20 protein-coding genes are annotated in these 26916 nt (G+C 67.4%); 9 read left to right on the forward strand and 11 right to left on the reverse strand.

The annotated features are described in order from the left end of the window. Positions 1 to 11: 11 nt before the first annotated feature. Positions 12 to 719, reverse strand: a complete 708-nt coding sequence (locus MLP_RS01595; RefSeq protein WP_013861239.1) for a VIT1/CCC1 transporter family protein — start codon at positions 717 to 719, stop codon at positions 12 to 14. Positions 720 to 1047: 328 nt separating this feature from the next. Then, entirely contained in the window at positions 1048 to 2088 is a 1041-nt protein-coding gene (locus tag MLP_RS01600; protein WP_231851406.1) for a S66 family peptidase, read from the reverse strand. Between the two features lie 407 nt (positions 2089 to 2495). On the opposite strand from MLP_RS01600, the gene istA reads away from it, so the two are divergent. From istA to MLP_RS01615, 3 genes are all read left to right on the forward strand, one after another. After that, positions 2496 to 4046 (forward strand): IS21 family transposase, encoded by a 1551-nt coding sequence (gene istA, locus MLP_RS01605; RefSeq protein WP_041789603.1) that lies wholly within the window; start codon positions 2496 to 2498, stop codon positions 4044 to 4046. After that, positions 4043 to 4816, forward strand: a complete 774-nt coding sequence (locus MLP_RS01610) for an ATP-binding protein (RefSeq protein WP_013861242.1) — start codon at positions 4043 to 4045, stop codon at positions 4814 to 4816. Before istA ends, MLP_RS01610 begins: the two co-directional genes overlap by 4 nt. Positions 4817 to 5715: 899 nt before the next feature. Beyond that, positions 5716 to 5949: an ATP-binding protein gene (locus tag MLP_RS01615; RefSeq protein ID WP_013861244.1), complete on the forward strand. Its 234-nt coding sequence runs from the start codon at positions 5716 to 5718 to the stop codon at positions 5947 to 5949. Positions 5950 to 6024: 75 nt separating this feature from the next. Here the strand turns inward: MLP_RS01615 and MLP_RS01620 are convergent, their stop codons facing one another. Next, positions 6025 to 7200: an RtcB family protein gene (locus MLP_RS01620; RefSeq protein ID WP_231851407.1), complete on the reverse strand. Its 1176-nt coding sequence runs from the start codon at positions 7198 to 7200 to the stop codon at positions 6025 to 6027. Positions 7201 to 7355: 155 nt separating this feature from the next. Here MLP_RS01620 and MLP_RS01625 point away from each other — a divergent pair, with 155 nt between their 5' ends. Continuing rightward, a complete protein-coding gene (locus MLP_RS01625; RefSeq protein ID WP_013861246.1) occupies positions 7356 to 8750 on the forward strand; it encodes an NCS2 family permease in 1395 nt (464 codons plus the stop codon). A 68-nt stretch (positions 8751 to 8818) separates the two neighbouring features. Next, positions 8819 to 9598: a PIG-L deacetylase family protein gene (locus MLP_RS01630; RefSeq protein ID WP_231851408.1), complete on the forward strand. Its 780-nt coding sequence runs from the start codon at positions 8819 to 8821 to the stop codon at positions 9596 to 9598. A gap of 58 nt (positions 9599 to 9656) precedes the next feature. Here MLP_RS01630 and MLP_RS01635 read toward each other — a convergent pair whose 3' ends face one another. The 3 genes from MLP_RS01635 to MLP_RS01645 form a co-directional block, all read right to left on the reverse strand. Further along, positions 9657 to 10052, reverse strand: coding sequence for a universal stress protein (locus MLP_RS01635; RefSeq protein ID WP_013861248.1), 396 nt, complete (start codon positions 10050 to 10052; stop codon positions 9657 to 9659). A 76-nt stretch (positions 10053 to 10128) separates the two neighbouring features. Further along, positions 10129 to 11730: a precorrin-3B C(17)-methyltransferase gene (gene cobJ / locus MLP_RS01640; RefSeq protein WP_083843659.1), complete on the reverse strand. Its 1602-nt coding sequence runs from the start codon at positions 11728 to 11730 to the stop codon at positions 10129 to 10131. Next, the gene (locus MLP_RS01645; RefSeq protein ID WP_013861250.1) at positions 11727 to 12377 is read right to left on the reverse strand and encodes a precorrin-8X methylmutase; all 651 of its coding nucleotides are present in this window, start codon (positions 12375 to 12377) and stop codon (positions 11727 to 11729) included. The genes cobJ and MLP_RS01645 overlap by 4 nt, the downstream gene beginning before the upstream one ends. 165 nt (positions 12378 to 12542) lie before the next feature. Between MLP_RS01645 and MLP_RS01650 the strand changes: the two genes are divergently transcribed. Then, on the forward strand, positions 12543 to 14054 hold the full coding sequence (locus MLP_RS01650) for a YncE family protein (RefSeq protein ID WP_013861251.1): 1512 nt from the start codon (positions 12543 to 12545) through the stop codon (positions 14052 to 14054). Here MLP_RS01650 and MLP_RS01655 read toward each other — a convergent pair. Together MLP_RS01655 and MLP_RS01660 are read right to left on the reverse strand one after the other, a co-directional pair. Beyond that, complete coding sequence (locus tag MLP_RS01655) at positions 14021 to 15106, reverse strand: precorrin-3B synthase (RefSeq protein WP_013861252.1); 1086 nt, start codon at positions 15104 to 15106, stop codon at positions 14021 to 14023. The two genes, MLP_RS01650 and MLP_RS01655, sit on opposite strands and share 34 nt — an antisense overlap. Before the next feature lie 233 nt (positions 15107 to 15339). After that, entirely contained in the window at positions 15340 to 16233 is an 894-nt protein-coding gene (locus MLP_RS01660; RefSeq protein ID WP_013861253.1) for a histidine phosphatase family protein, read from the reverse strand. Between the two features lie 393 nt (positions 16234 to 16626). Between MLP_RS01660 and MLP_RS01665 the strand changes: the two genes are divergently transcribed. Beyond that, entirely contained in the window at positions 16627 to 17739 is a 1113-nt protein-coding gene (locus MLP_RS01665; protein ID WP_013861255.1) for an NAD(P)/FAD-dependent oxidoreductase, read from the forward strand. Positions 17740 to 17781: 42 nt separating this feature from the next. On the opposite strand, the gene MLP_RS01670 is transcribed toward MLP_RS01665, so the two are convergent. The 3 genes from MLP_RS01670 to MLP_RS01680 are packed head-to-tail and all read right to left on the reverse strand — an operon-like array spanning position 17782 to position 20732. Next, positions 17782 to 18852 carry an L-idonate 5-dehydrogenase gene (locus MLP_RS01670; RefSeq protein WP_013861256.1) on the reverse strand — a complete coding sequence of 357 codons (1071 nt, stop codon included), beginning with the start codon at positions 18850 to 18852 and terminating at the stop codon, positions 17782 to 17784. Continuing rightward, positions 18852 to 19622 carry an SDR family oxidoreductase gene (locus tag MLP_RS01675; protein WP_013861257.1) on the reverse strand — a complete coding sequence of 257 codons (771 nt, stop codon included), beginning with the start codon at positions 19620 to 19622 and terminating at the stop codon, positions 18852 to 18854. Before MLP_RS01675 ends, MLP_RS01670 begins: the two co-directional genes overlap by 1 nt. 51 nt (positions 19623 to 19673) lie before the next feature. Then, positions 19674 to 20732: a D-2-hydroxyacid dehydrogenase gene (locus MLP_RS01680; RefSeq protein WP_013861258.1), complete on the reverse strand. Its 1059-nt coding sequence runs from the start codon at positions 20730 to 20732 to the stop codon at positions 19674 to 19676. 264 nt (positions 20733 to 20996) lie between these two features. Between MLP_RS01680 and MLP_RS01685 the strand changes: the two genes are divergently transcribed. Both MLP_RS01685 and MLP_RS25915 read left to right on the forward strand, forming a co-directional pair. Further along, on the forward strand, positions 20997 to 23756 hold the full coding sequence (locus MLP_RS01685) for a BTAD domain-containing putative transcriptional regulator (protein WP_156820988.1): 2760 nt from the start codon (positions 20997 to 20999) through the stop codon (positions 23754 to 23756). A gap of 159 nt (positions 23757 to 23915) precedes the next feature. Continuing rightward, positions 23916 to 26675, forward strand: a complete 2760-nt coding sequence (locus MLP_RS25915) for an NlpC/P60 family protein (RefSeq protein ID WP_049804422.1) — start codon at positions 23916 to 23918, stop codon at positions 26673 to 26675. The last annotated feature ends 241 nt before the right edge of the window (positions 26676 to 26916 follow it).

Consider the following 26916-nt stretch of genomic DNA (forward strand, 5'->3'; position numbering starts at 1 on the left):
CGAACCTGGGTTCAGTCGGCGGGGGGCAGCAGCACCGAGCCGGCGAGGAAGCTGATGCCCATGGTGCCCAGACCCACGATCAACGAGCGCAGGATGGTCCGTGGCGCGGACATGTACGAGGACTTGGCCGCAATGATCGAGGTCAGGGTCAAGGAGACCACGACGGCGATCAGCAAGGCGACGGCGTCCAGGCTGATCGGGGCCAAGGTCGTGATGAGCAACGGAATACTGGCTCCCACCGCGAAGGACAGCCCCGCGCTGATGCCGGCGAGGATGGGAGCTCGGGCCGGTGGGATCTCGTCGATACCGTATTCGGTCTGCAACTGGGCAGCCAGCGGATCGACGGCGCTGAGCTGCTCGGCAACATCGCGGGCAAGATCCTCGCTCAGTCCCTTGTCGACGTAGTAGCTGGTGAGTTCGGCGAGTTCCTCGTCCGGGTTCGCGGCCAGCTTCTGCGTCTCGTACGCGATCGTGGCGAGCTGGCTGTCCCGCTCGGCGGCGGCTTCGGCCCATTTGGCACCGCCGGCGCTGAGAGCGCCGGCGATAGTGGCCGCCGACGCAGCGGTGATCAGCAGCAGGTCATCCGCGCCCGCCCCGGCAAATCCCTCGAGCAGGCCGGCCGTCGCGATGATCCCGTCGTTCGCGTCCACCACCCAGCTCTGGATCCGCTGACCGGTCAGCTGCCGCCGGACCGCTCGCCAGATCGACCCATCCGCCATCTGCCACCTCCTCGCGGGTCAGTGTGGCAGAGCGTGCTCCAAGGATCTCCATCGAGAAGTACTTTCTGGTCCTGAATCGCCCACGGATTTGGGACCAGAAAGTACTTCTCGCGGAGTCGACAGCCCAGGACAGGCCCTGGACGCGACTCGACCGACCTCAGTCGCCCTTGACGTTCACCAGCTGGTGCGGTGTGTGGCGTACCTCGATGAGATCGGCGGCGTCGGCCATTGCCTGGTCGATGTCCTTGGGCGGCGGGGATCTCGTCAATGAAGGCAGCGGTGTCCCGAGACACGTCCTTGCCGAAGTGCCTCTCCCGCTGCCTACCGCCTATGCCAGAGTCTGCGCTAGTGAGTTCTCTCCGCCTCCGAAGCGGAGGTGGCCGAGGGCTCCGTTGACGATGGGCATGTACGGCGGGACGTGTCCGCACTCGATGTCGCCGATGATGGGAACACCGAGGCCACCGAGTGCGTCGAGGACGGCCTCGTGCTGGGTGAGGGATGGTGTGTCGGCGGCGCGAGTGCGTCCGACGAGCACCGCGTTGGCATGGTCGAAGAAGCCTGCGAGCCGCATGCCGTGGAGGTGGCGGCAGATGTTGAATGCGTTTTCGTCGGACGCCTCGACATAGACCAGGAGTCCTTCGGGTGCGTGCTCACTGACGAACTTGGGCACGTCCGCGTAGGGCGAGCCGGTGACGTTGCACAGCGTTTCAATGCACCCGCCGATGAGGCGACCTGCCACGTCCACGTCGCCCACACTGCCGTCGAGCCGGGTCCACGTGCCGGGGTCGTTCAGCGTGAACTCGGATACCTCAGGGTGGGCGATGTAGTCGTCCCAACCGGCGCTCCGGTAGCGGTCGGGTGAGGTCTGGGTGAAGGTGCTGCCAGTCGCCCGTGTCGCGATGTCGAGCCACGTGATCAGGCCGTCGGGGACGCGATAGGGCGTGTCCATGAGGTTGTTGCCGTGCACCGTGGCAACCCCGGTGAGGAGCGTCATCGGCGTGATGAGAGTTGAGATGTCGGAGAAGCCGACGAACCATGTGGGGTCGGCTGCGGCGATGGCGTCCCAGTCCAGCAGCGGGAGCAGGTCGATGGCGGTCTCACCGCCCCACGGCGGAATGACGGCCCGTACGGTCGGGTCGGTGAGGAATGTCGCCAGTTCCTGTGCCCGGTCCGGCGCAGGGGCACTCACGTGCGTCGCGCCATCCATGCAGTTGCCGACGATGACCTTGTAGCCGCGTTCCTCCAGAGTCGACACCGCGAAGTTGAGGCGTGCCCGGTGCCTCTCCGCTACGCCGCTGGACGGCGAGGTGACTGCGATGGTGTCGCCCGGCGAGAGCGGGGCGGGAAAGCGGATGACCATAGGCAGCATCGTTCCAGGCCACCCAGACAGGACATCCAATCGCTTGCCATGACGGGTGTGCGTCAGGACTGTGGTGGGTCCCCTGCCTCCTGTGAGGATGCGCCGACATTTCCTTGCCCGAGCGGTGACCCACCAGTCAGCTGACAGAAACGCGTCCCGACCAGCCCGCAGACACTCACTTCACACCAGTCAGACCCTGGTCGGGGCTGATATATCACCTGTTTGTCGGCGGTCATGAAAAAGTGCCCATAGGCGGCCACGAAACTGCCCGCTGATGGCCAGGAGAACTGCCCATCGGTGGCCGTGAGATCTGCCCACGTCTTCTATTCGCTTCGGCCTGGTTGAGCCGGGTCGTGGCTCCTCCTCGGTTCGATGTTCGGTGTCGAGTCGAACGTCGAGGTCCGAGGAGGGGCCAGTTGAAGTCTGACGGAGAGATCATGGAAATTCTTGCTGCTTTCGATCTGACAGGGTCGTTGCGGGCGGCCGCGGAGTTGGTCGGCTGCTCGCATCACACCGTTGCGGCGCATGTCGCGGCCCGGGACGCGGGCCGGCCTGTCGGGGCACCGGCCCGCCGGGCCCAGGTCACCGATGAGTATCTGGACAAGATCGAGGAGTGGGTGGAGGCTTCGCAGGGCAAGGTCCGTGCCGACAAGGTGCACGAGAAGCTGGTGGCGGCGGGGTTTGCTGGGTCGGACCGCTCCACTCGGCGGGCGGTCGCAGAGGTGAAGAAGGCCTACCGGTTGGGCCACGCCCGGGTGCATCGGCCCTGGGTCACCGAGCCGGGGCTGTGGCTCCAGTACGACTTCGGCGACGGTCCCGTTGTCTCCGGTCGCAGTGGTGCGGTCAAGACAGTGTTGTTCGTGGCCTGGTTGGCGTGGTCACGGTTCCGGGTGGTGATCGCGTTGCGGGACAAGACGCAGCCGTCGGTGATTGCCGCGCTGGATCGGACGTTCCGGCTGCTGGGCGGGGTCCCGACGTATGTGTTGACCGACAACGAGAAGACGGTGACCGTCGAGCACATTGCCGGGGTGCCGGTGCGTAACCGGAAAGCGGTGTCGTTCGGCCGGCACTACGGGGCCACCGTGTTGACCTGTGAGCCGGCCGATCCGGCGTCGAAAGGCGGGGTCGAGGCGGCAGTCAAGGTCAGCAAGGCCGACCTGGTTCCGACCGAGGTCAACCTGCGCGACGACTACGGGTCCTTCGCCGAGCTCGAGCAGGCCTGCGAAGAGTTCATGACGGTGGTGAACGGCCGCCCGCATCGGGTGACCCGGCGGGCACCGGCCGAGATGCTGACCGAGGAACAGACCCGGCTGCACCGGGTGCCGATCGAGCCACACACGGTGGTGTTCGGGCTGGCACGCCGGGTGCCGACCAACACCCCGATGGTGGCCTTCGACCACGGCCAGTACTCGGTGCCGCAGCAGCTGCTCGGTGAACAGGTGTGGGTCCGCGTCACCGGCGTCGGCGCCGCCGAGCGGATCGTGATCGTGCATCACGGCCGGTCCGGGCCGGTCGAGGTGGCCCGCCACATCCGCGCCACCCCCGGGTCCCCGCAGATCGATGATGATCATTTCGGTGGGCCGGCGACCAAGCAGCCCGGCCGGTACACCGTGCGGCCACGCACTGAGGCGGAGCAGGCGTTCCTGGCCATCGGCGACGGTGCGCACGTGTGGCTGGCCGAGGCAGCCGCGTCCGGGGTGCAACGGATCCGGGCCAAGATGGACGCCGCGGTCACCATGGCCAAGGTCGCCGGCAATGCCCGGGTCGACTGGGCCTTGGGGCATGCGGCGGTGAACGGCCGGTTCGGCTGGAAAGACCTGTCCTCCATCCTGAACGCCCAACAGTCCGCTCACCTGCAGACTCGCCGGGCCACCGAGACCCGGTCGCTGTCCCAGGGCACCGCCGGCTGGGCCAAGATCACCAACCAGCAGCCCCCAGCCGGCGTCGACGGCGAGGAGTCCCGATGACCGCGGCATCCGCACCGGCGCTGCCGGTCGAGGTGGAGCAGCTGATGCGGCAGCTGAAGATGCCGTATGCCCGCGGGCTGGCGCCGGAGCTGTTCGCCACCGCCAAAGCGCAACGCTGGGAACCGGTCGAGATCGTCAAAGCCCTCCTGGTCGAAGAGGTCGCCGGCCGGAGCCGGTCGATGCTGGCGCATCGCCGGAAAGCCGCCGGGTTCCCCACCGGGAAGACCTTCGCCGCCTGGAACCCGGCGATCTCCTCCATCCCGGCACCGACCCAGCAGGCACTGCAAACCCTGGAATGGGTGCACCGGCGGGAGAACCTGGTGGTCTGCGGACCGTCCGGCACCGGCAAGACGTTCTTCCTCGAAGCCCTCGGCCAAGCCGTCATCGAAACCGGCCGAGCCGTGGCCTGGTTCACCCTGGAACACCTCGGCGGTCTCGTCGCCGCCCACCGCGCCGACGACACCGTCACCAAAGCCGTCGCCCGGATCCTGCGGGCCGAACTCGTGATCATCGATGACATCGGGCTACTCCCGGTGTCCCACGACGCCGCCGAAGGGCTCTACCGGATCGTCGACGCCGCCTACGAGAAACGCTCGATCGCGTTGTCGTCGAACCTCCACCCGGCCGGCTTCGACGAGCTGATGCCCAAAACCCTGGCCACCGCCACCGTCGACCGACTCCTCCATCACGCCCACATCTGCCAAACCAGCGGCGACTCGATCCGCCTCACCCAAGCCCTCAACGGCAAAGGAGTGATGCCCCTGCACTAACCGCGTCGATGGCCAGACCCGCCACAGGTGGGCAGATCATCTGGCCATCACCGGGCACTTCTGCTGGCCACCGGCGGGCAGATCTCATGGCCGCCAATGGGCAGGATCTCCTGGCCGTTGACACCTGTTGGCCCGCGGTGCGTCGCTGAAGCCGTCGAATGACGGAATTTGGCGTGGTCGGCGGCGCCTGGGGCCGGCAGAACCCGACTTGGGCCGGGAAACGACGCGACCGCGGCGCTCCCGGTAACGAAAGCCGACTGGGGCCGGGAAACGACGCGGACGGCCCGGCTCCCACCAGCCCTGACCTGCGCCCACCAACCCGACCGCCTCGAACATGGGCAGCGGGTTGCTCGCCTGCGTCGAAGCAACCAGAAGTCGCCACTCGATCTCGCGCCCTTCACCGAGAGGTGAGAACTCGTTGCTTCAGCGGCCGCGAAGCAACCGGAACTCGCCTCTCGATGCCGGGTTGGCCGTACGCCGTTATCGAGTGGCGACTTTCGGCTGCTTCGGCTGCCCAACGGCAGCCTGGACCCGCGCCGACCAGCGCCGAATCGGATCATCCAGATCGTGCCGGGTGACGCACCAGTTGACGGTGCAGCCCACCATCAGAATGCCATCTGACCAGGAGAGACATCCGATCAGCACATCCATGACGCACACCCTGTCATGACTTGGCTGACAGCGCGGCGAGGGGTCAGGTCGCCGCAGCGACAGTGTCAGCGCTGCGGAAGTGACGAGACGTTCCTGGATCAGGTCGGCGTTCTCCTGGAGGGTGTCCCGCTCGCCAGATCGACCCATCCGCCATCTGCCACCTCCCCGCGGTCAGTCTGGCAGACCTGCGTCGCCCCATGGGTCAATGCGTCCGTCTGCTCAATAGATTTGCGTCCAATTGCACAGCTATGGAAACCGATCACGAGATCGACCTCATCGTCGAGGGGGAAGACCGCAAGGTCGTCGCCCTCGAAGTCAAGCTGAGCGAGTCGGTTGGCGACCAGGATGTTCGGCATCTCAATTGGCTGCACAATCACATAGGTGACCGTCTTGCCGACAGGGTGCTCGTCACGACCGGTGACTTCGCCTATCGACGACCCGACGGCGTCGCGGTGGTGCCGCTTGCACTACTCGGCCCCTGACCACCACCACCCTCCTAGTTGCTGACTCATCCCCGACTACGGGGACGAGCCAGCAACTTGTCGCAGCGACCCGGCTCAATCGCCCTTCACATTGACCAACTGGTGCAGGGTGTGGCGTACCTCGACCAGGCCGTCGGCATCGGCCATCACCTGGTCGATGTCCTTGTAGGCCGCGGGGATCTCGTCGATGAAGGCAGCGGTGTCCCGATACTCGATACCCTTCATCGCCGCCCGCAGATCCTCCTGGGTGAAGGTCTTGCGTGCCTTCGACCGCGAGTACGCCCGCCCTGCACCATGCGGTGAGGAGTTGAGCGAGACCGGATTGCCCTTGCCCACCACGACATAACTCGCCGTGCCCATCGATCCGGGAATCAGCCCCGGCTTGCCCTCGGTGGCCTCGATGGCGCCCTTCCGGGACAGCCACACGTCCTTGCCGAAGTGCCGCTCTCGCGCGGTGAAGTTGTGGTGGCAGTTGATCCGCTCCAGCTCCTCGACCGGACCGCCCAGCCACTGCCGTACGCAGTCGAGAACGCGATCCATCATCTCCTCCCGGTTGAGCAGTGCGAACTGCTGTGCCCAGGTGAGCTCGGCGAGATAGCGGTCGAACTCCCGAGTCCCCTCCACCAGGTAGGCCAGATCGGGATCGGGCAGCTGGATCCACCACTGCTGGCAGAGCCGGGTGGCGATCTTGATGTGGTGCGTCGCGATCTTGTTGCCGATACCCCGGGACCCCGAGTGCAGGAACAACCAGACGGCGTCGGTCTCGTCGGCAGTCACCTCGATGAAGTGATTGCCCGAGCCCAGACTGCCCAGCTGCAGCCGCCAGTTGGCGGCGTAGCCGGCCGGGTCGAAACCCCGCCGGTCGGCGCGCTGCTCGAGCTCGGCAACCCGGACGGCTGCGCCGTCGGTCAGCTCGTGGTTGTACCGGCCCGCAGACAACGGGATCGCCTCCTCGATCGACTTCCGCAGCCGTGCCAGATCATCGGTGAACGCCGCGCTGGTCAGCTGCGTACGGACTGCGACCATGCCGCAGCCGATGTCGACGCCGACAGCGGCGGGGATGATCGCGCCGACGGTCGGGAGCACGGACCCTACGGTGGCACCCTTGCCCAGATGTGCATCGGGCATCAGTGCGATGTGCGGGTGGATGAACGGCATGGTGGCCGCCAGTTCCGCCTGCGCGCGAGTCTGCGGGTCCAGAATGGACGCCCAGTTCATCAGCTTGGGCGTCAGCTGCTCCACCATGATCATCACTTCCCTTCTGTCTCAGTCATCTCTGTCTCGGTCGTCGTGACCGTCGCGGAACGATAGCCGTCGGGCTGTGGCGTCAGCACCTGGATTTCTGCCGCGTTAAGAGTTCCGCGCGTCGTGCGGAGTCGTCCAACGTTCCTGAGAGACTCTCATCCATGACCGGTGCTTCCGCTGACTCGCAGACCGACGCCAAGCCGGTCGGTGGGTTCGACCGCTACTTCGGCATCACCGCGCACGGCTCGACCATGCGCACCGAGATCCGTGCAGGTTTCACGACCTGGCTCACCATGAGCTACGTCCTGTTCGTCAACCCGCAGGTGCTGTCGAACGCCATCGACGTGCCGAACGGCTTCAATCAGCTGCTGACCAGCACCTGTCTCGCCGCGGCCTTCGGCTCCCTGGCGATGGGGATCATCGCGCGTTACCCGTTCGCTCAGGCGCCCGGCATGGGGCTGAACGCCTTCTTCGCGTTCACGGTCGTCGGTGCCATGGGTTTCCCCTGGCAGACGGCCCTGGGCGCGGTGTTCATCTCGGGCGTGCTGTTCGTGGTGCTCAGTGCCGCGGGAGCACGACAGGCGATCGTCAAGGCCATCCCGCTCAGCCTGAAGTTCGCCATCACCGCGGGCATCGGTGCCTTCCTGGCTCTCCTCGGGCTCAAGGCCGCGGGCATCGTGGTCGGCAACGAGGCCACGCTGGTCGCCCTCGGTTCCCTGGAGAACCCGAACGCGTGGGTGGCGATCATCGGACTCCTCGGCACCTCGGTGCTGATGTACAAGAAGGTCAAGGGCGCCATCCTGTACGGGATCATCGGCACCTCGCTGATCGCGATCCTCACCCGGGCACATGTCTATGTCGGCGCCGATGGGAAGCCAGCGGCCTTTCAGGGCTTCGCTGACGGCATCATCGGCGTACCGGTCTGGCCGCGCGACCTGATCGGTCACCTGGACATCGGCGCCGCGCTCGGCGTCGGGCTGTTCAGTGTCGTCTTCACCTTCTTCTTCGTCGACTTCTTCGACGCCACCGGCACCTTGACCGGGCTGGCGCAGCGGGCCGGCTATCTCGATGCCGACGGCGATATGCCCCGGGCCCGGCTGACCTTCTCGATGGACGGCTTGGCGGCGATGTTCGGTGCGTTCGTGGGCACGTCGACGACGACCGCGTACGTGGAGAGCGCCTCCGGCATCGAGGAGGGTGGCAAGACGGGTGTGACCGCCAGCACGGTCGGCGTCTTGTTCATCCTCTCGACCTTCCTCTGGCCCATCGCCGGCGCCGTGCCCGGTGCCGCCACCGCGCCGGCCCTGATCCTGGTCGGTGCGCTGATGATGCAGGCAGTCAGGCATATCGACTGGAAGGACCTGTCCGAGGGCGTACCGGCCTTCTTGACGGTGATCGTGATGCCGCTGACCTTCTCGATCGCCAACGGTGTCAGCTTCGGGGTGATCGCCTATTGCGTGATCAAGCTGCTCTCCGGCGAGGGCAAGAAGGTGAGCCCGATCCTGTACGTGGTCGCTGCCCTCTTGATCGCGCGGTACGTCTTCCTGGCGGAGTGAAGCAAGAACGCGAGCGGACTCAGGCAATTCCCCAGCGCCGCTGCAGATCGAGGTCTACGCTCGGCCTCATGAGCTCGGGGGCGATGGGTGGACTGCTTCCTGCGGTGCCGGAGGACTGGCACACCGCACTCGCCGTGGTGGCGCACCCCGACGACATCGAGTACGGATCGGCGTCGGCGATCGCCCGCTGGACGGCACAGGGCAAGGCGATCAGCTATTTGCTGGCCAGTCGCGGAGAGGCCGGCATCGACGCCATCGATCCCATCGACGCCGCGCCGTTGCGGGAGCAGGAAGAGCGCACCGGTGCACGCGCCGTGGGTGTCGAGACCGTGGAGTTCCTGGATCACCGCGATGGCGTGATCGAGAACAGCATCGCGTTGCGCCGGGAGATCACGCGAGCCATCCGAACTCACCGGCCGGAGGTGCTGATCACCGGCAACTACGAAGTGAAGATGCCCAACGGCATGACCAACCAGGCCGACCATCGTGCCGTCGGCCTGGCCACGTTGGATGCGGCTCGGGACGCGGGCAACCGCTGGATCTTTCCCGAGCTGATCGAGGAGGAGGGTCTGCAGCCGTGGGGTGGGGTGCGATTCGTCATGGTCGCCGGCGCGAGTACGCCTACTCACGGTGTGGAGGTCACCGGTGAGGCATTGCAACGGGGGATCGAGTCGTTGCGGGCCCACGCGCAGTACACCAGTGGTCTTGGCCGCGCCAGCTTCGACCCGGCGCCCTTTCTCAGCTGGTTCGCCACCCAGGGTGGTGGGGCCATGGGTGTGTCGTCGGCGGTGCTCTTTGACCTGCACTGGATCATTCCGCCCGGCCCACCGCCGTGGGTACGAACCTGATTTTTGTCGAGCTACCTTGAATAGTTGTCGCTAGCTCGACAAAAGTCGGAGCACTAGCTCAGTCCTTCACCACCAGCACCGGCACATCGGCATTCAAGATGATGGTCTGGGTGACACTGCCGAGGATCAGCTTGCCGACCGGGCTTCGGCGACGAGCCCCGATCACCAGCAGTTCGACGTCGGTATCGGCGAACGCATCGAAGATGGCCTCAGCCACGTCGTCGCCGGTGGTCACCTGAAGCGTCCACTCGACACTGTCCTGATCGACCTCGGCCAGCACCTTGGCGATCTCGTCGCTGAGTCCGGCCTTGTGCGCCTCGATGACATCGAGGTCGACGCCTTCGGCGACGTGGATCACTGCCATCGTCGTCTGGCGCAGATTGGCCTCTTTCGCCGCCTCCTGCAGGGCCACGTGACCGATGCTGGATGCCTGGTGTGCGACGACAACGCTCATCTCAACTCCTCTGGGCCGATGCCGTCAGCTCGTTGAGACGGCTGGATCCGACCTTACCTCTAGTTGTCTGGACAAACTAGCCCTCCGCGGGTTGTGAACGACGGGTCCATACCCGTCCGTCGGTGACCGACGTCCCGCCTGCACCGATGATCAGCAGGCAGCGCATGTCCACGCCGGCTGGATCCAGCTCCGCGAGGGTGGTCACGACAACCTCTTCCCCGGCTCGCCCGACCCCGCGCCCGATCACCACGGGGGTGTCGGGGGACCGATAGGTCAGCAGCAGTCGCCGCGCCTCAGCCAGTTGAGTGGTACGGCTGCGGGAGGCAGGGTTGTAGATGGCGATCACCAGATCGGCCGTTGCTGCTGCCGTCAGTCGCGCCTTGATCGTCTCCCACGACTTGAGCCGATCTGACAAGGACAGTACGACATAGTCACCGCCCAGCGGAGCACCGGCCCGGGCAGCCACGGCCTGGGCAGCGGTCACGCCCGGCAGCACGGTGATCTGGATGGCGGCGTACCGCGGATCGTGGGCGGCCGCCTCGAAAGCGGCCGAGGCCATGCCGAACACCCCGGCGTCGCCACCGGAGACAACGGCGACCTTCTCACCACGGGTGGCCAGGTCGAGTGCGAACCGGGCCCGATCCAGCTCGACTGTATTGCCGCTGGCGTGGCGGTGCAGCCCTGGACGTGGCGGGACCCGGTCTACGTAGGGGCCGTAGCCGACCACGTGGTCCACTACCGCCAGCGCGTCGGTCACCTCCGGTGTCACCCAGTGATCGGGCCCAGGACCGAGGCCGATCACCAGCAGTTCGGCTGTTCCCGATTCCTCCACCGCCGGTGCTGGAAACCTCACCTCAGCCCGTCCGGCGCTGTCGGCTCGGCGATCAGCGCCGGGCACGACGATGGTGGAGAAGTACGGAACCGTGTCGGCGTCGACGTCGGTGACCGGCTTCACGATCTCCTGCCCGGTGCTGGCTCGCTCCACATAGACCGCTTCGTCCAGCCTGCCGGCCTGCCGCAGCGCCTCGCGTACGCCGGCGAAGGTCCGGCCCAGCTTCATGATCACGATCGCGTCGCTGCCGGTGATCCGGCGGGCCAGTTCAGGAATCGGCAGGGTGCCGGGCAGCACGGTCAACACATCCTCGTGTCGGGCCAGCGGCAGGCCGACCGCAGCGGAGGAGGCGTTCACCGAGGTCACCCCGGGCACGATCTCGCACGCGAAACGCTCCGCCAGTCGATCGTGCAGATACATGTAGGAGGAGTAGAAGAGCGGGTCGCCCTCGGCCAGCACGACCACGGTGCGACCGGCGGTCAGATGATCGGCCAGCCGAGCCGCCGACGTGTCATAGAACGCGGTGAGCTCGCCGTAGTAGCCGCCGGCATGATCGGTCGGGCCCACCGTCACCGGATAGGCGAGGAGTTCCTCGATCACCTCGTGCGGGATCAGCTCGGCGATGATCGACCGGGCGATGGAGGTGCCATGGGTGCCCGAGTGGTACGCGATCACATCGGCGGCGGCGATCAGCCTCGCGGCCTTGAGGGTGAGCAGCTCCGGGTCGCCTGGGCCAACCCCGACCGCATACAGGCTGCCGGCGAGCACGGAATCCGGCTTGTCTGCCGGCTCGGTCGGCTCGGCCGGCCGGTCCGTGGCGTGCTCGGAAGGAAGGATCCGGCTCATAGCTCGTCCTCGCGAGCGAGCGCGTTCAAGGCTGCCGCGCAGAGCGCAGAGCCGCCGCGACGACCGTGCACGACCAGGTAGGGAATCTGCTCAGGATGTTGGACGAGCGCCAGCTTCGACTCGGCGGAGCCGACGAAACCGACCGGGATCCCGAGGATCGCGGCGGGCTTGGGTCCACCGTCGCTGATCAGCTCGAGCAGGGCAAACAGCGCGGTTGGTGCATTGCCGATCGCGACGACGGCGCCCTCCAGATCCTCACCCCACAGTGACACCGCGGCCGCGGATCGGGTCGTTCTCCACTCCTTCGCCAGCTCGGCGACTCGGGGGTCGCGCAGCAGGCAGCGCACCTCGTTGCCGGCAGGCAATCGTCGTCGAGTCACTCCCGAGGCGATCATCTCCGCATCGGTGAAGATCGGCCTTCCGGAGTTCAGGGCATCGCGTGCCGTGCTCACCAGGAGCGGATGCGCCTCGACATCGGGAACCAGGCCGACATCACCGCTGGCGTGGATCATCCGTACGACGATCTTCTCCACGTCCGCCGGCACCTTGGACAACTCCGCCTCGGCTCGGATCGTCGCGAACGACGCGCGGTAGATCGCCGCCGGATCGTCCAGGTAGTCGTATTGCTTGAATGGCCGATCGGTCATCGAGATCCCACAAGGTGCACCCGCACATAGTAGGAGCGGTCGGCCGATGGACGGTGGACTAGCCCACGGATTTGTCTGACTTAGGATCGGCTAACCTAAACTAGCTGGAGGTTTCGCGTGACGACGTGGTCTTGGCGACGGTCTCGTCCGCTCGCATCCGTTGGCGTGCTGGCGACTGGTGTGTTGGCGATGACACTGCTCTGGCAGCCACTCCCGGCGGCGGCCGAGCCACGCAGCATCTCGGTGCGGAGCAACCAGGCCGAGATCGCCGACGGCGTCCGCGATGTCGCCTACTCGGCTGCCAGCGACACACTCTGGGCCACGGTCGGCACCGGTGACCCGGTGACCGATGCGGCGCTGTTGGCGATCCGGCCGTCGGATCTGACCACCAGCATGAGCTATCCGGCACCGGTCCCGCGGCCGCCGAGCGGACAGCCGGCCCGGTCGCAGGAACTGGACGCCGTGGCGGTCGACGACCGTCACGGCCGGATCTGGAGCACCAGCCCCAGTCAGCACGGATACGCAGCCTTCAACGATCAGCGGTCGTGGAGCTATCGAGCGGGTGGATTCCCGTCGCCGCGTGACGTGCTCGTCGACGATCTCGGTGACCGCGCCTACCTCAGCGTGACGGGCGCGCTGGCCGTCATCTCCACCGCTGGCTACACCAGCGAGCTTCCCGCCATCCCACTCGGCGACGGGGCACAGCCGACCACCCTCGCGCTCGTCGGGTCCGGCGCGCAGGCGAAGGTGATCACCGTCGACGAGACAACCGGTGAGCTGCTGGTGATCGCCCCGGCCGATCGTACGGTCCGTCGGCTGGCCGGGGTGGCGGGTGCCACCACGGTCGCGGTCACCCCCGGCGGAGAACGGGCCTACCTGGCCGGCCCGGGGTTGCCCCAGATCACCGTCATCGACCTTGTCGCAGGCGAACAGACAGCGGCCATCCCGCTGGCCAGCGGTGCCGGCGCGCTGGCATACGACGGGGCGAACCAACTGCTGTACGCGACCCAGCCCGGCGCGTCGGCACTGGCCATCGTCGACCTGGCGGCGAACCAGGTCGCCAGCACGGTCCAGCTCTCCGGCATGCCCAAGCAGGTGCTGTTCGCCAAGGGCGCCCTCTTCGTCCAGCTCAGCACACCAGTCACCACCGCCGACACTCTGACTGTGCTCTATGTGTCGACCACGCCGCCTCCTGATCCGGATCCGACCGATGACGCAGGCGTCGAGGTGGGGGTCACGATCGCCGGCGCCGGTGGGCTGACTCTGGGGTTCGACTCGACGTCTGTCGACCTTGGCAGCGCCAGGCTGAACGACGACCTGGACCACTACACCGCCTCCGGTGTGCTGCCGAGGGTGACGGTTCTCGACAACCGGTCGACCGATCCCGGCTGGTCCCTGGTCGGCCAAGTCACGGCCTTCCGAAGCGACACCGGTGCGGCCTCCGAAGCCGATCTGGGCTGGCGGCCGCGCATGGTCTCGGCCGATTCCGGCCAGGCCGTGTCGGCAGGTCCCGAGGTCGTGCCGAGGGCCGGGCTCGCGACACCGCGGGTGCTCGCGGAGGGCCGACCGGGGCTGGGCCGGGGGCGAGCGGTGCTGGGAGCCGAGCTCGGTTTCACCGCGCCGTCGTCGATCGACCCGGGCTCCTACCGAGCGGTGCTGACGCTGACGCTCGCCTGAGGCGCTACCAGGTCGAGGTGATCGTGGGCAGGCGCCCCGCAGCGGCGTTCGCAGCCGGAGATGTGGATCTGACGGACAGGTTTGCCACCGGCGGCCAGCACCTCGGCGATCGCTGCCGTGTCGGCCCGAGCTCGAGCACAGGCCGGAGCGCCGACACAAGCACTGATCCCCGCCCACGCTGATTCGTCGTCGATCACCATGCCCGCGTTGGCGAGCGCCTCGAGCTGCCCGGACGCTCCGGGGAGGACCAGCCCGCGCCAAGGCGTCACCACCACTGGCCCACTGCTGACGGCCCTGTCGATGGCTCGGGCCTGTTTCAAGTCGAGACGAGCAAGGGGCACCAGCACCGAGGCCGCATCGCCAACGTGGCCGAGCGGCACCGATGGTGACCCGTGAGTGGCTGGCGGGCTGGTCAGGTCCAAGGACTCGATCCAGGCGGGAAGCTCGGCCACATGCCAGGCGCCGGAGGCGGTCCGGGCGGTGACGAATTGTCGGGCCAGGTCGAGCAGAACGGGGACGGCCTCGGTCGCGGACACTGCCAAACCGGAGTCGGGGGAGGCGACCAGGACCCGACCCTCACCTCGGCCTGTTGCCTGGTAGCCGAGGTCGAAAGTCAGATCGACAACGTCGCCGCGACCGTCGTCGAGCACGAACAAGAACCGGCCCGGGAGCGCACTGAGCGACGGCTCGGCGATCAGCCCGGCATCCAGTTCGGCGATCAGCGGTCGGAGATCGGTCAGCCCTCCGGACAGCCCGGTCAGGGGAGACGCGACGATGTTGCGTACTCGCTCGTGGGTCGTCGACGGCAGCAGCCCGGTCGCGGCCACCGCGGCGACGAACGCACTCGGCAGCGGATCGGGAAGCCCGCGTACCTGCAGCCCGGCCCGCGACGTCAGCTGAACGATCCCGTTCCCGTAGCTGGTCGCGAGTTCGACCAGCCGGACGAGGGTCTCGGCTGTGACCCGGCCACCAGGTAGCCGCAGGCGCACCATCGCTCCGTCCTCGGCCCGATGAGGCCGGAGGACGCCCGGGCACGCGTCAGCCGCTCGCACCCGAACATTCTAGGGATCTGCTGTAGGCGGGCTGCCACCCCGAGATCAGGGTCGCTCGAAGTGATATATCAGCCTCGACCGGAGAGATTCAGTCCGAATCGCGGCGTGTCGGACCAGGTCGGGGAGGAAATCTGTCAGTCCCGGTCCTCGAGCGTGCGCTGGCGACGAGTTGTTCACGTGAAGAGACCCGCAGCCGGGGCCACGGGTCTCGTCACGTCAGTTCGTCTGGACTGTTACTGCCGGTAGCTCGTGTCGCCCACCGACTTCACCGTCCACTTGCCCTTCTTGTATTCGAGCTTGCTGACCGCGACGTTGGAGATTGCGGTGTTCACGGTCGTGCCCAGGGAATCGATGGCGCAGGTGATCGACAGGCCGCTGGAGACGACGAGCACCTTGTCGTCGCGCTGTTGTGAGGCCTTCTTGGCGATCTCGTTCAACGAGGCCATCATGCGCTTGCTCACGTCGGTGCAGTCTTCAGCAGGCAGCGAGACGCCGGTCTCGGTGGGCTCCTGGGCGATCTCCTTCATCGCCGCCATCATCGCCTTGAGGCCCTTCTCGTTGATGGCGAGCAGCTGCATCGTCTGCCAGCCGCCGTTCTGGCCGGTGGCGTCGACGGGAGCGGTGGCCGGAGCGTCATGGTTGACCGTGTAGCCCATGTGCTCGACGATCGCGCTCCACATCTCCTTGTTCTCCGCGCCCTCGTACTTGCCGAAGTTGATCTCGCGGAGCCTGGAGTCCTGCTTGATCGAGAGATTCTGCTGCTTGGCGCCCTTCAGGAGGAAGGTGGCGGTCTCGTAGTGACGCTTCATGTCGGCCGAGTACGCGGCGTCCATCTTGCCCTCGCGGGCCCGCAGGTTCTTGCCCACCGTCTGCGGCAGAATCCGCGCGTCGAGCACCGAGCCATCGGCATTGGTGCCGACAACAAGCGGCGAGTCGGTCCAGCCCTGCACCCGCTCCAAGGTGTTGAGGAGCGTCTGGCCATGCCGCGTGAGGTAGATCGTGACGGTGGTGTCGGGCTTTGGGTGATGATGGTGGACGGGCGAGGCCGCTGCTCCCGAGCTGGCGAGAGCTGTCGCCGCGAGCGCGACTACCGCGGCAAGCGCGACGCGAGGTTTGATGCGTGTCATGCTGTCTCCTCTGACTGGATCTGGTCTCCGCAACCCCTGCGAAAACCGTGCCGGCCCAGGTTTTCATCGGAACCACCGTTTGACAGGAGGTCGGCGCGCCCATGGACGCCGAGTGTGTTCCGGTTGAATCAGCCTCTGGTGGCCGTCGATGGATCGCAACGTCGATGCTCGTCTTTGTTGCCGGGAGTCTGTTCCCTCGTCAGCTTGCCCTGCGCACGAGGCGTAGGCACGCTCAGTGCGTTTGCCGGCGGAGCCATCCCAGCGGCACCAGCGCCCATTCGCGATAGGGGCGTTGTCCGGCGGGCGCCGCTCACCTACTGACCCTCGCTGACAGCTGATTCGGTGGTGAGCGATGATCGAAGAATCCAGCATCTCGCCGCCGAAGGGACCACCATGAGAATCATCGTCGTCGGAGCCGGCCTGGCTGCCGGGACTGCCGTCACCGAGCTGCGAGAACAGGGCTACGACGGAGAGCTGGTCGTATTCGGCTCGGAGATCCATCCCCCGTACGAGCGGCCGCCGCTCTCGAAGGGCTATCTGCTCGGTAACGACCCGATCGAGAACGCCTTCGTACACGAGGCTGCCTGGTACGCCGAGCACGATGTCGACTTGCGGACCTCCACCACGGTCACCGCCATCGACCCGGGCGGGCATGAGATCACCGCGGACGGCGAGACATTCGGCTACGACAAGCTGCTGCTGGCCACCGGTGCCGAGCCTCGCCGGCTTCGGCTGGCCGACGAGTCCGGTACGCCAACGGCCTATCTGAGGACGATCGAGGACAGCGATCGGCTGAAGGTCGCCTTCGCCGCCGGCGCCAAGGTCGGGATCATCGGTGCCGGCTGGATCGGGCTCGAGGTTGCTGCGGCCGCCCGGATCGCCGGTTGCGAGGTGACCGTATTCGAACAGGCCGAGCTGCCGTTGCTGGCCGTGCTCGGACCCGAGGTCGCCCAGGCCTTCGCCGACCTGCATCGAGCGCATGGTGTTGACCTGAGGCTCGGTGTCACGGTCAGCGCCGACGACCTGCAGCCCTTCGACCTGGTGGTGGTCGGCATCGGCGCCGTTCCCTCCACCGCACTCGCCGAAGCCGCTGGACTGGCCGTCGACAACGGCGTACTCGTCAATGCCCAGCTGCAGAGCTCCGACCCGGACATCTATGCGATCGGCGACATCGCCAACGAACTGCATCCGGTGCTCGGCCGGCGGATCCGGGTCGAGCACTGGGACACTGCCATCGAGCAGGGCAAGACCGCCGCCCACAATCTGCTCGGGGCGCAGGAGGCGTACGACCGGATGCCGTACTTCTTCACCGACCAGTACGACCTCGGCATGGAGTACGTCGGCAGTGTCGGTTCGGACGGCTACGACCGGGTCGACATCGAGGGCGACCTGCACGGCAGTTTTCAGGCCTACTGGGTCAAGGACACCCACGTCGTCGCCGCCATGCAGGCCAATGACTGGGATGCCTCCGACGTGATCAAGGAGAGCCTCGGCACCAGCCGCTGATCTTCAAGGAGCAAACCCACGTGAGCCGACGACCAACGCAGATCAGAAGCGGAGCAGCACCTTGGAGGATGCCGCAGCGTCCTTGGCGACGGCGAATGCCTCCAAGGCTGAATCCAGACCGAACTCGTGGGTGATCACCGGATCGACGATCAGACTGCCGTCGGCGAGGGCGGCGATCACCTCGTCGATCTCGTCGTTGAACCGGAAGGAGCCGACAAGTTCCAACTCGCGGGTGATCGCCAGCGACATCGGCACGGGCTGGTCGCCGGTCGGCAGCAGACCGACCATCACCACCCGGCCGCCGCGCGCGGTGCCGCGGATGGCGCTGGCCAACCCCCGATAGTTGCCACTGGAATCGAGCGCCACATCGGCCTGTACGGCCGCGACGCCCTCGGCATCGGTGGCGTGCAGCGTCCGGGTCGCGCCCATCGCTTCGGCCACGCCCAACGCATGAGTCTGCAGATCGACGGCGACGATCTCGGCTGCGCCGGCCCGCTTCAGCACGGCGATGATCAAGGCCCCGATCGGCCCGGCGCCGATCACCAGTGCTGACTTCCCGGCGACGTCACCGGCGCGCGACACGGCGTGCCAGGCCACCGAGGCCGGCTCGATGACGGCCGCGGTTCGTAGGTCCAATCCCTCCGGCAGCGGCCGCAGCATCCGCGACGGCAGAGTCGCGTACTTCACGAAGACACCATCGGTGTGCGGGAAGCGTGCCGCGGACCCGAGATAGGTGCACAGCGGCGAGATGTTCGGTCGGTCGGCCGGATAACGGGTCACACCGTCAGCGCCCGGAGTCGCCGGATGCACTGCGACCCGGGTGCCGGCAGCCGGACTGGAGCCGTCGGCAGCTGCCTGCACGACAGTCCCTGAGACCTCGTGTCCGAGCACCATCGGTGCCCGCAGGATCGACTCACCCGCCGCACCGTGGGTCCAATAGTGCAGATCGGACCCGCAGATCCCCCCGTACGCGACCTCGACCACGACCTCGTCTGCGGCCGGGAGCCGGACCGGCAGATCGTCGATCCGCAGGTCATCTGCCGCGTGCGCCACCACCGCCGGCGACGAGTCCGGCAGCACAGTCCCGGACGACGCACCCACCGTCGCGTCCATCAGATCACCGCCGTCATGCCGCCGTCGACGTAGATCACTTGGCCGTTGACGAAGTCCGACGCCGACGAAGCCAAGAAGACCAGCGCCCCGACCAACTCGTGCACCTGCCCCCACCGACCCGCCGGAGTGCGCTGCGCGACCCAGGCGCTGAACTCCGCGTCATCGACCAGTGCCCTGGTCAGCTCGGTGGCGAAGTAGCCGGGCGCCAACGCATTCGCCTGGATTCCGTGCGGTCCCAGATCGGCGCACATCCCCTGGGTGAGCATCACGATGCCACCCTTGGTCGCGCTGTACGGGGCGATGTTGGCCCGCGCCAGCCGGCTCTGCACCGAGCCGATGTTGATGATCTTGCCGCTGCCCCGGGTCACCATCCCGCGGGCTACCCGCTGGCCGACCAGAAACGCGCTGGTCAGGTTGGTCGCCACCAGGTCGTGCCAGTCGCTGACCGGAAAGTCGACGAACGTCGTACGCCGCTGGATGCCGGCGTTGTTGACCAGGATGTCCGGAGTGCCCCACACCTCCTCGATGCCGGCCACCCCGGCGTCGACCGCCTCCGGGTCGGTGACGTCGAAGGTCGCCACCCGGACCTCGCCGCCGGTCAGCTCACCCAGTCGTGCTGCCGCGGACTCCGCGGCCGCGACATCACGGCCGTGGATCACCACCCGGGCCCCGGCTTCCAGCAGACCGCCGGCCAGGGCATAACCGATGCCCCGGCTGGATCCGGTGACCAGGGCGGTACGCCCCTCCAGGCTGAACAAGCTCACGACCATGCCTCCCGGCCTCGCATCAGAACTCCAGAAACTCGCATCAGAGGACTCGCATCAGTAGAAATCGACCTTGTTCATTCGGTTCACCGGTTCCTCGCCGTCCAGCAGCCGGGTGGCGTTGGCGGCGAACAGCTCGGCGATCAGCCGGTCCTCGGCAGCGTTGAGGCCGCCGGTGTGCGGGCTGATCAGCACGTTCGGCGAATCCCACAGTGGGCTGTCGGTGGGCAACGGCTCGACGGCGAACACATCCAGCGCGGCGAATCCGATCCGGCCGTCGGCCAACGCCTCGACCAGCGCGTCCTCGTCGATCACCGTGCCACGGCCGACGTTGACCAGGATCGTGCCGGGCTTGGCTGCTCGCAGCACGTCGTAGCTGAACAGCTTCTCGGTAGCCGTCGTGCCCGGCAGCGTCGTGATGATCGCATCCACCTCGCCGACGACCTCTGCGATCCGGTCAGGCGCGATCACCCGGTCGACATGCTCGACCGGTCGTTCGTGTCGGCTGGTGCCGATCACCCGTGCCCCGAGCGCCGCGAGCCGGCGGACCACCTCGGTGCCTATCCCGCCCAGACCCGCGACGAGCACCGTCATCTCCGAGACCTGGCGCATCTCCCAGCGGCCGGCCCAGGTGTGCGTACGTTGCAGCGCCTGCAGCTTGGGCAGATCTTTCGCTCCGGCGAACAGCCCGAAGATCGCGAACTCGGCCAACGGCCCACCGTGCACGCCGGCCGACGTGGTGACCACGATCCGATCCAACTGCTCGGGGGACAGCCCGGCCGCCTTGATCTGTCCGCCGCCGCCGGCGGCCATGGTGTGCACCCAGCGCAGCCCTGGATTGGCGTCGGCGGTCCGGCGCAGGGCAGCGGGGTCGACGTCGGGAATGCCGTAGAGCGCTTCGGCCGAGTCGACCATCGCCTCGAAGGCACGTTGCTGCTCGGGTGTCCGGCGAAACGACGGATCCCCGCCGAAGTCAGCGGCGTGGCGCATCGGTGGATACAGCGACTGGTCGCGAATCAGGTCGATCCGCGGCTCGAGCTCGAGGATCCGCCGGCAGTTCTCCTCGCTGAGCGGGCTGGCGACGACGACCCGGAGACGGGACTGACTGCTGTTCACGGGATAGGGTTCCTGCAGACGTCGGGGAGTGGCGGCCTCAGTTTAGAGACACCACCGGATATCGGATGACCTGAGGTTGACGCGTACCAAACTCAGACCTGACTCGGACAGCACCCGAACAGTTGTCCGCGGATCGGATTCCACACTACGCAAGTCGTAGCAATCGTAACTACCATGGTGAGGTCGGACTGCCTGGCGGGGTGACGACGGGTATCTGGGGGTATCTGAAGGCCGACTCACTCCTCTTGCCCTGTGATCCGGCAGTTGAGTGATCGAGAGCCGATGGACGACGTGCGCAACACCGTGGACCCGATGATCTTCCTGGAGAAGGTCCGGCGTCCCGTGCTGCGTGGTCTGGTACGCGATCGCCTCGACGGCCGATTGGTCGACGTCCTCTCCGCGACCCAGGGATGCTCCTGCGCCCTTGTGCTCGCGCCGCCCGGTGCGGGCAAGACGACGCTGCTGAGCCAATTGGTCGAGCGGAGCATCTCACCCGCGGCCTGGTATCGCGCCGGCGCCGAAGACAGCGACGAGCGCGCGCTGGCCCGCCATCTCGGCTACACGCTGAGCCTGGCCCTGGGCGATTCCGGTCTCGCCGATGCGGCCCGGTCCGGTCGGATCGACGACCTCGTACGGCGCCTGGACGCCGATCACCTCGGCCCGGTGCGGCTGGTCATCGACGATCTGCACGAGATCGCCGGCAGCCCGGCCGAGCAGGCGCTCGAGGTCTTCCTGCGACTACGGCCGCGGACGGTGACGGTGGTGCTCGGCAGCCGGCGGCAGCCCGGTCTCAACACCTCCCGGCTGCTGGTGTCGGGGGAGCTGGCGATGGTCGACGGCGACGATCTGCGTTTTCGGTCCTGGGAGGTCGAGCAGCTCTTCCGCTCGGTCTACGACGCGCCGTTGTCGCCCGAGGCGGCGGCTGCGCTGACTCGTCGGACCGGCGGCTGGGCCGCTGGGCTGCAGCTGTTCCATCTGGCCACCGCGCAGCTGAGCCGGTCCGAGCGAGAGCGTGCGGTCACCGAGTTGTCCGGCCGCTCCCGGCTCATTCGTTCCTATCTGGCGCGGAATGTGCTCGACGGACTCTCCGACGAGCGGCGTCACTTCCTGATGTACACGGCGGCGCTGGGTGTGCTGACCGGCGATCTGTGTGATGCCCTGCTCGAGGCTCAGGGCAGCGCGGCCGTGCTGGCCGAGCTGGAGCGGGAGCAGTTCTTCACCACCAGTTCGGACGGCGGCCTGACGTATCACTATCACCAGGTGCTGCAGACCCATCTCGAGGTCGCCGTCAGCGACGAGCTCGGCGGCCGGGTGGCCCGCGACCTCTACGCTCGCAGCGGACGACTCCTGGAGCAGGCCGGCCGACCGGCCGATGCCGTACGCGCCTACGCCCGAGCGGAGGACTGGGGGGCAGTGGCCCGGCTGCTCGGCCCGGACACCGAGGTGGTGGCCCGCGACGATGCCGTGTGGCGGCTGTTGTCCCGTTCGGGTGCCGTCGCCGACGATCCCGGACTGGCACTGGCCAATGCGCGCCGGCTGGCTCGGGACGGTCAGTTGCAAGCCGCGGTCGATGCGTATCGGCGGGCCGCTGAGCTGCTGGACGACCGAGGTTTCGAGCACCGCTGCGCCACCGAGGGTCGCGCGATCGCCATCTGGCTGCCGCAGTCGACGACAGCCACACTGCCTCCGGCGCCGACCGGCGCCGATCCCGAGTCCGACCTGCTGCGGCAGTCTCTCGAGCTGCGACGGATGACCAGGGATGTCCGGGATCCGAAGTGCTATCCGGGCGGCTGGCGGCGCGGGCTGGCGTATGTGCTCGCCGGCGACCTGCCACAGGCCGAGCTGGAGTTTGCGACCTCCCCGGCTCCGGTGCCGGGTCCGGGCAGCCCGGCCTGGGAGCCGTTGGCGGCTGGGCTCGCAGCGTGCCTGCCGGACGCGATTCGGCAGCCGGATGGGGCCCTGGCCGGTCGGATCGAGGCGATCACTCTCGCCGCGGAGCTCGATGGCCTGCCCTGGCTGGGCCGGCTCGGTCGCAGTCTGCAGGCGATGGTGCAGGTGCGGAGCGGTGGTGTCTGGCAAGGCGAGGTGGCCCGCGATCTGTTGGCGAGACTGAGCTCGGTGGGGGATCGCTGGTCCCAGTTGTTGATCACGGTCGGCGTTGCGGTGGCCGCCAGCCGGGCGGGTGCGCAGTCGGTGGCGAGCGATGCCGGGGGTCGTGCCGTGCAGCTTGCCGGCGAACTCGGCGCGCCATCGCTGCTGGCCCTGATCGACGACTCGGCGCCGTTGCCGCGAATCCCGGAGGAGCGTCGGCTCGCCGCGTCTGCCCGGATCGAGCTGTGCTGCCTGGGCGGGTTCGGACTACGGGTCGACGGCACCGAGGTCGCGTGGCGGTCGCTGCGACCCAAGGCCCGGATGCTGTTGATGCTGCTCGCCCTGCACTCCGGGCGCGCCCTGCATCGGGAGCACATCATCGAGGCGCTGTGGCCGGAGGCGTCCCTCAGCTCCGGCATCCGCAGTCTGCAGGTCGCGGTGTCCTCGATCCGGCAATGCCTGGGACTCGGCGGCGTGACGGGTGACCCGATCCGGCGCCAAGGCGATGCGTACGAGTTGCGGCTTTCTGACGCGAGCAGTGACGTGGCAGAGTTCCAGCGACTGGCCGACTCGGCTCGGCGGCGCAGTCCGGCGGAGGCGCTGGCCGTACGGACCAGGGCGCTCGACCTCTATCGCGGGGATCTGCTGCCCGAGGTGGGTCCTGCCGAGTGGGTCGTCGAGGAGCGCGACCGGCTGCGGTTGCTCGCCGCCTCCACGGCCTCCGCGGCGGCCGGGGATGCGCTGGCCGTCGGCGACCCGGGTGCCGGGATCGAGCTGTCTCGCCGCTCGATCGCCTTGGACCCGTTCCATGATCCGGCCTGGCAGTTGGTGATCACCGCGTACGAGAGCGTCGGCGACCTCAGCGCCGCCGCTATCGCTCGTACGGAGCATCGCCGGGTCTGGGACGATCTGGGGCTGGCGGTCGGCGGCTGAGCAGGACTTTTTGGTCGACGGTCCACGTCAGGTGTGGACAGGTAACCAAAAGTTTGGCTCGGGGACGGTTCTCTCGAGCGGGGAGCCGCGAACCGGTTGCGTCGTAGGATGGATGGGCGCTTGGTCAGGCCCGACGGGGACCGAGTAAGGGGGCGGGTGATGTCGACGACCTTGTCGATTCGTGAGATCTACAACGCTGCCCTCTCGGCCGGCTTCACTCCGCATCAGGCGGTGACCTGGACCGCGATCGCGATGGCCGAGTCAGGTGGTCGGACCGGCGCGCTCAACAGCAAGGGTGAGTATTCGGTCGGTCTGTGGCAGATCAACGTACGGGCCGACAAGTCGCGGGCGACGAGATGGGGCGAGCTCAGCACCCCTGAGGCCAATGCGAAAGCTGCGTACGAGATCAGCAATCGCGGGACGGACATGTCGCCGTGGACCACGACGCACGACAGGAACAAGGGGACCGGCGCGGACTATCGCACCTATCTGGGCAAGGTGCAGAACGAGATCGGCGTCGCCGGTGATCCGCGGGGCGTGCACGGCTACGGGTCGAAGCTGCAGCCCCTCAGTGAAAGCCAGTACGACCAGATCGACACCGGGCGTCCGCTGGCCGGATCGACGTTGCCGAGTGCAGTGACTCCTGGCTCGATGACTCCCGGTACGCCGACAGCTGGCTTGCAGGCTGCTCCCGGGACCGGGGTTGCCGCTCCGCAGAGCACGGCACCCGTCGTGACCATGCCGACCGCTGCCCAGTTGGACACCGACCACGACGGGTTGACCGACCAGTTCGAGGCGCTGGCCGGCACGGACACGATGAACGCCGACACCGATGGTGACGGGTTGACCGATGCGTACGAGGCGATGGTGTCGCACACCGATCCGCTGAAGGCCGACACGGACTCCGACGGCATCTCCGATGCCGCCGAGGTCGCGCAAGGCACTGACGCGGGCACCGTGCCCGGGCGGGCGTATGTCGTCGGCGAAGGGTTGCTGGCCGAGAACGTACGAGGCGGGGTCAAGGACTCCGACGGCGACGGGATCTCGGATCGCATCGAGCAGTTGGTGGGGACGAACGCGCTCAAGACCGACACCGACGGCGACGGTCTCACCGATTCCCAAGAGGTGTCCCTGGGCACGGACCCGACGGTTGCCGACTCCGATCACGATGGCGTCACCGACGGCTTGGAGGTAAAAGCGGGTACCGACCCGCTCGGCTCCCAGGGCGGGCCGTTCGACCATCAGCCCACCGCGGCGTGGACGCTGCAGGGTGCCGCCGAGGCACGGGCCGCCGCTGCTGCCCAACAACAGGCGGCAGCGCAGCAAGCGGCCCAGCAGGCGGCGGCGCAGCAGGCAACGAGCCAGCAGCCGACCATGTCGTCGCAGTCGATGGCGCAGAATGGTGGCCTCTCGGCGCCGGGGGTTGGCGCTGCGCCGACGGGGGCTACCGGCGACGACAAGCTCTCGATCTTCCTCTCCAAGGCGGAGGCGCAGATCGGTGACCGCTATGTCTACGGTGCGCCGCGGACGCCGAACGCCGCGGATCCCAAGACCTTCGACTGCTCCTCGTTCACCCAGTGGGCTGCCAACCAGGCCGGGGTGAAGCTGGAGGGCACGGCCGAATACCAGTACATGCAGCTCAAGAAGCTGAACCACACCATCCCGGTGGAGCAGGCGCTGAAGACCAAGGGCGCCCTGTTGTTCTACTTCTCTCGCGAACCCACCAACTCCCTGCCGGCCGGCCAAGCGCATGTCGCGATCAGCCTGGGCGACGGTCGTACGGTCGAGGCCAAGGGCACCAAGTACGGGGTCGGCGAGTGGTCGGCGAAGAACCGTTTCAACTATGCCGCCACGGTGCCGGGGATCTCGGACGAGGCTGGTCTGCGTGCCCATCAAATGGCCACGGGGGCGGCTGGAGCTACTGGGGTGGGCGGAGTCGCGGGTGCCAGCAACCTGGCGGCGCCCCCGCCGGGGGGTTCGGCGGCGACCTCTGGAGCGGGGATCTACGGCTCGACTGAGACGGTGGACGGCGCTGCTCCCAACGGTGCAGCCGGTCCTGCCGCCAGCGCCCCGACCACCAACGGTGCTGGTGCCAACGGAGTGGCCGCCAACGGAACTACTGCCAACCCGTTGTACAACACCAGCACGAGCAGCACTGTCGCCAATCCGTTGTACAACACCAGCACGAACAGCACTGTCGCCAACCCGTTGTACAACACCAGCACGACCACCTCGTACGCGATCGACCCCGGTGTCCCGCTGAACAATCTGCCTGGTGCCGGCGTGACCGATCCCGACTCCGACGGGGACGGTCTGACCGACGCGTTCGAGAAGCTGGCCGGGACCGATCCGAACAAGATCGACTCCGATGGAGATGGTCTCTCCGACGGTCAGGAGGCGGCGGTCCTGCATACCGATCCGCTGGCGGCGGACACTGACGGCGATGATGTGCCCGATGCCCAGGAGCTCTCGATGGGCACCGATCCGGGCAAACTGGTCGGCGTCGGCGGGGTGGTCGGCTCCGGGCGATTCGCCGAGAACGTGCGGAAGGGAGTCACCGACACCGACCACGACGGCCTCAGTGATTACGTCGAGAAACTGGCGGGAACCAATGTCGAACTGGCCGACAGCGACAGCGATGGCCTCACCGATTCCCAGGAGTCCTCGCTCGGCACCGATCCGCTGAAGGCCGACACCGACGGGGACGGCATCCTCGACGGCGCTGAACTGCAGGCCGGCACGGACCCGCTCACCGCGACGCCCGGCACCTCCGGTCTCGGCGCCGGTCTCGGATCCGATACCTCTCTCGGCGCATCCTCGATCGGTACCGGACTCGGTGAGTCTCCCTTGGGCGCAGAAGACCCACTGGGTGGCCTGGGTGGCTCCTCCTCGGTCGGCATCGACGAGCCTCTCGGCTGACGAGAATCTGCACCTCAAGGTCGTCGCGAGCCGCGACACGCCGAGGACGGTGCCATTGAGGGACAAATTTCCATCACGAACTAATTGTGGAGGGTCGGCCGCGCACGGCTCCCTGGGCTTGCCGGGACTTCTGGCCCGGGGCCAGTCGGCGAACTGCCAGATATCAGCCATCGCGTTGTCACGCTGAGTTCACCGGCCTCTGCGACGGTCGTATTCCTGCGACGGTCGCGGTGGGGATGAG

The organism is Microlunatus phosphovorus NM-1, from assembly GCF_000270245.1.
GTDB classification, from domain to species: Bacteria; Actinomycetota; Actinomycetes; order Propionibacteriales; family Propionibacteriaceae; genus Microlunatus; species Microlunatus phosphovorus.

Coding starts and splice junctions, on each gene's coding strand:
- MLP_RS01625 (WP_013861246.1), top strand. CDS start 7,356: ATGACCGGTGCTTCCGCTGACTCGCAGACCGACGCCAAGCCGGTCGGT.
- MLP_RS01600 (WP_231851406.1), bottom strand. CDS start 2,088: ATGCTGCCTATGGTCATCCGCTTTCCCGCCCCGCTCTCGCCGGGCGAC.
- MLP_RS01595 (WP_013861239.1), bottom strand. CDS start 719: ATGGCGGATGGGTCGATCTGGCGAGCGGTCCGGCGGCAGCTGACCGGT.
- MLP_RS01620 (WP_231851407.1), bottom strand. CDS start 7,200: ATGATCATGGTGGAGCAGCTGACGCCCAAGCTGATGAACTGGGCGTCC.
- MLP_RS01635 (WP_013861248.1), bottom strand. CDS start 10,052: ATGAGCGTTGTCGTCGCACACCAGGCATCCAGCATCGGTCACGTGGCC.
- cobJ (WP_083843659.1), bottom strand. CDS start 11,730: ATGAGCCGGATCCTTCCTTCCGAGCACGCCACGGACCGGCCGGCCGAG.
- MLP_RS01675 (WP_013861257.1), bottom strand. CDS start 19,622: ATGGTCGTGAGCTTGTTCAGCCTGGAGGGGCGTACCGCCCTGGTCACC.
- MLP_RS01645 (WP_013861250.1), bottom strand. CDS start 12,377: ATGACCGATCGGCCATTCAAGCAATACGACTACCTGGACGATCCGGCG.
- MLP_RS01660 (WP_013861253.1), bottom strand. CDS start 16,233: ATGACACGCATCAAACCTCGCGTCGCGCTTGCCGCGGTAGTCGCGCTC.
- MLP_RS25915 (WP_049804422.1), top strand. CDS start 23,916: ATGTCGACGACCTTGTCGATTCGTGAGATCTACAACGCTGCCCTCTCG.
- MLP_RS01615 (WP_013861244.1), top strand. CDS start 5,716: ATGGAAACCGATCACGAGATCGACCTCATCGTCGAGGGGGAAGACCGC.
- MLP_RS01610 (WP_013861242.1), top strand. CDS start 4,043: ATGACCGCGGCATCCGCACCGGCGCTGCCGGTCGAGGTGGAGCAGCTG.
- MLP_RS01665 (WP_013861255.1), top strand. CDS start 16,627: ATGAGAATCATCGTCGTCGGAGCCGGCCTGGCTGCCGGGACTGCCGTC.
- MLP_RS01630 (WP_231851408.1), top strand. CDS start 8,819: ATGAGCTCGGGGGCGATGGGTGGACTGCTTCCTGCGGTGCCGGAGGAC.
- MLP_RS01670 (WP_013861256.1), bottom strand. CDS start 18,852: ATGGACGCGACGGTGGGTGCGTCGTCCGGGACTGTGCTGCCGGACTCG.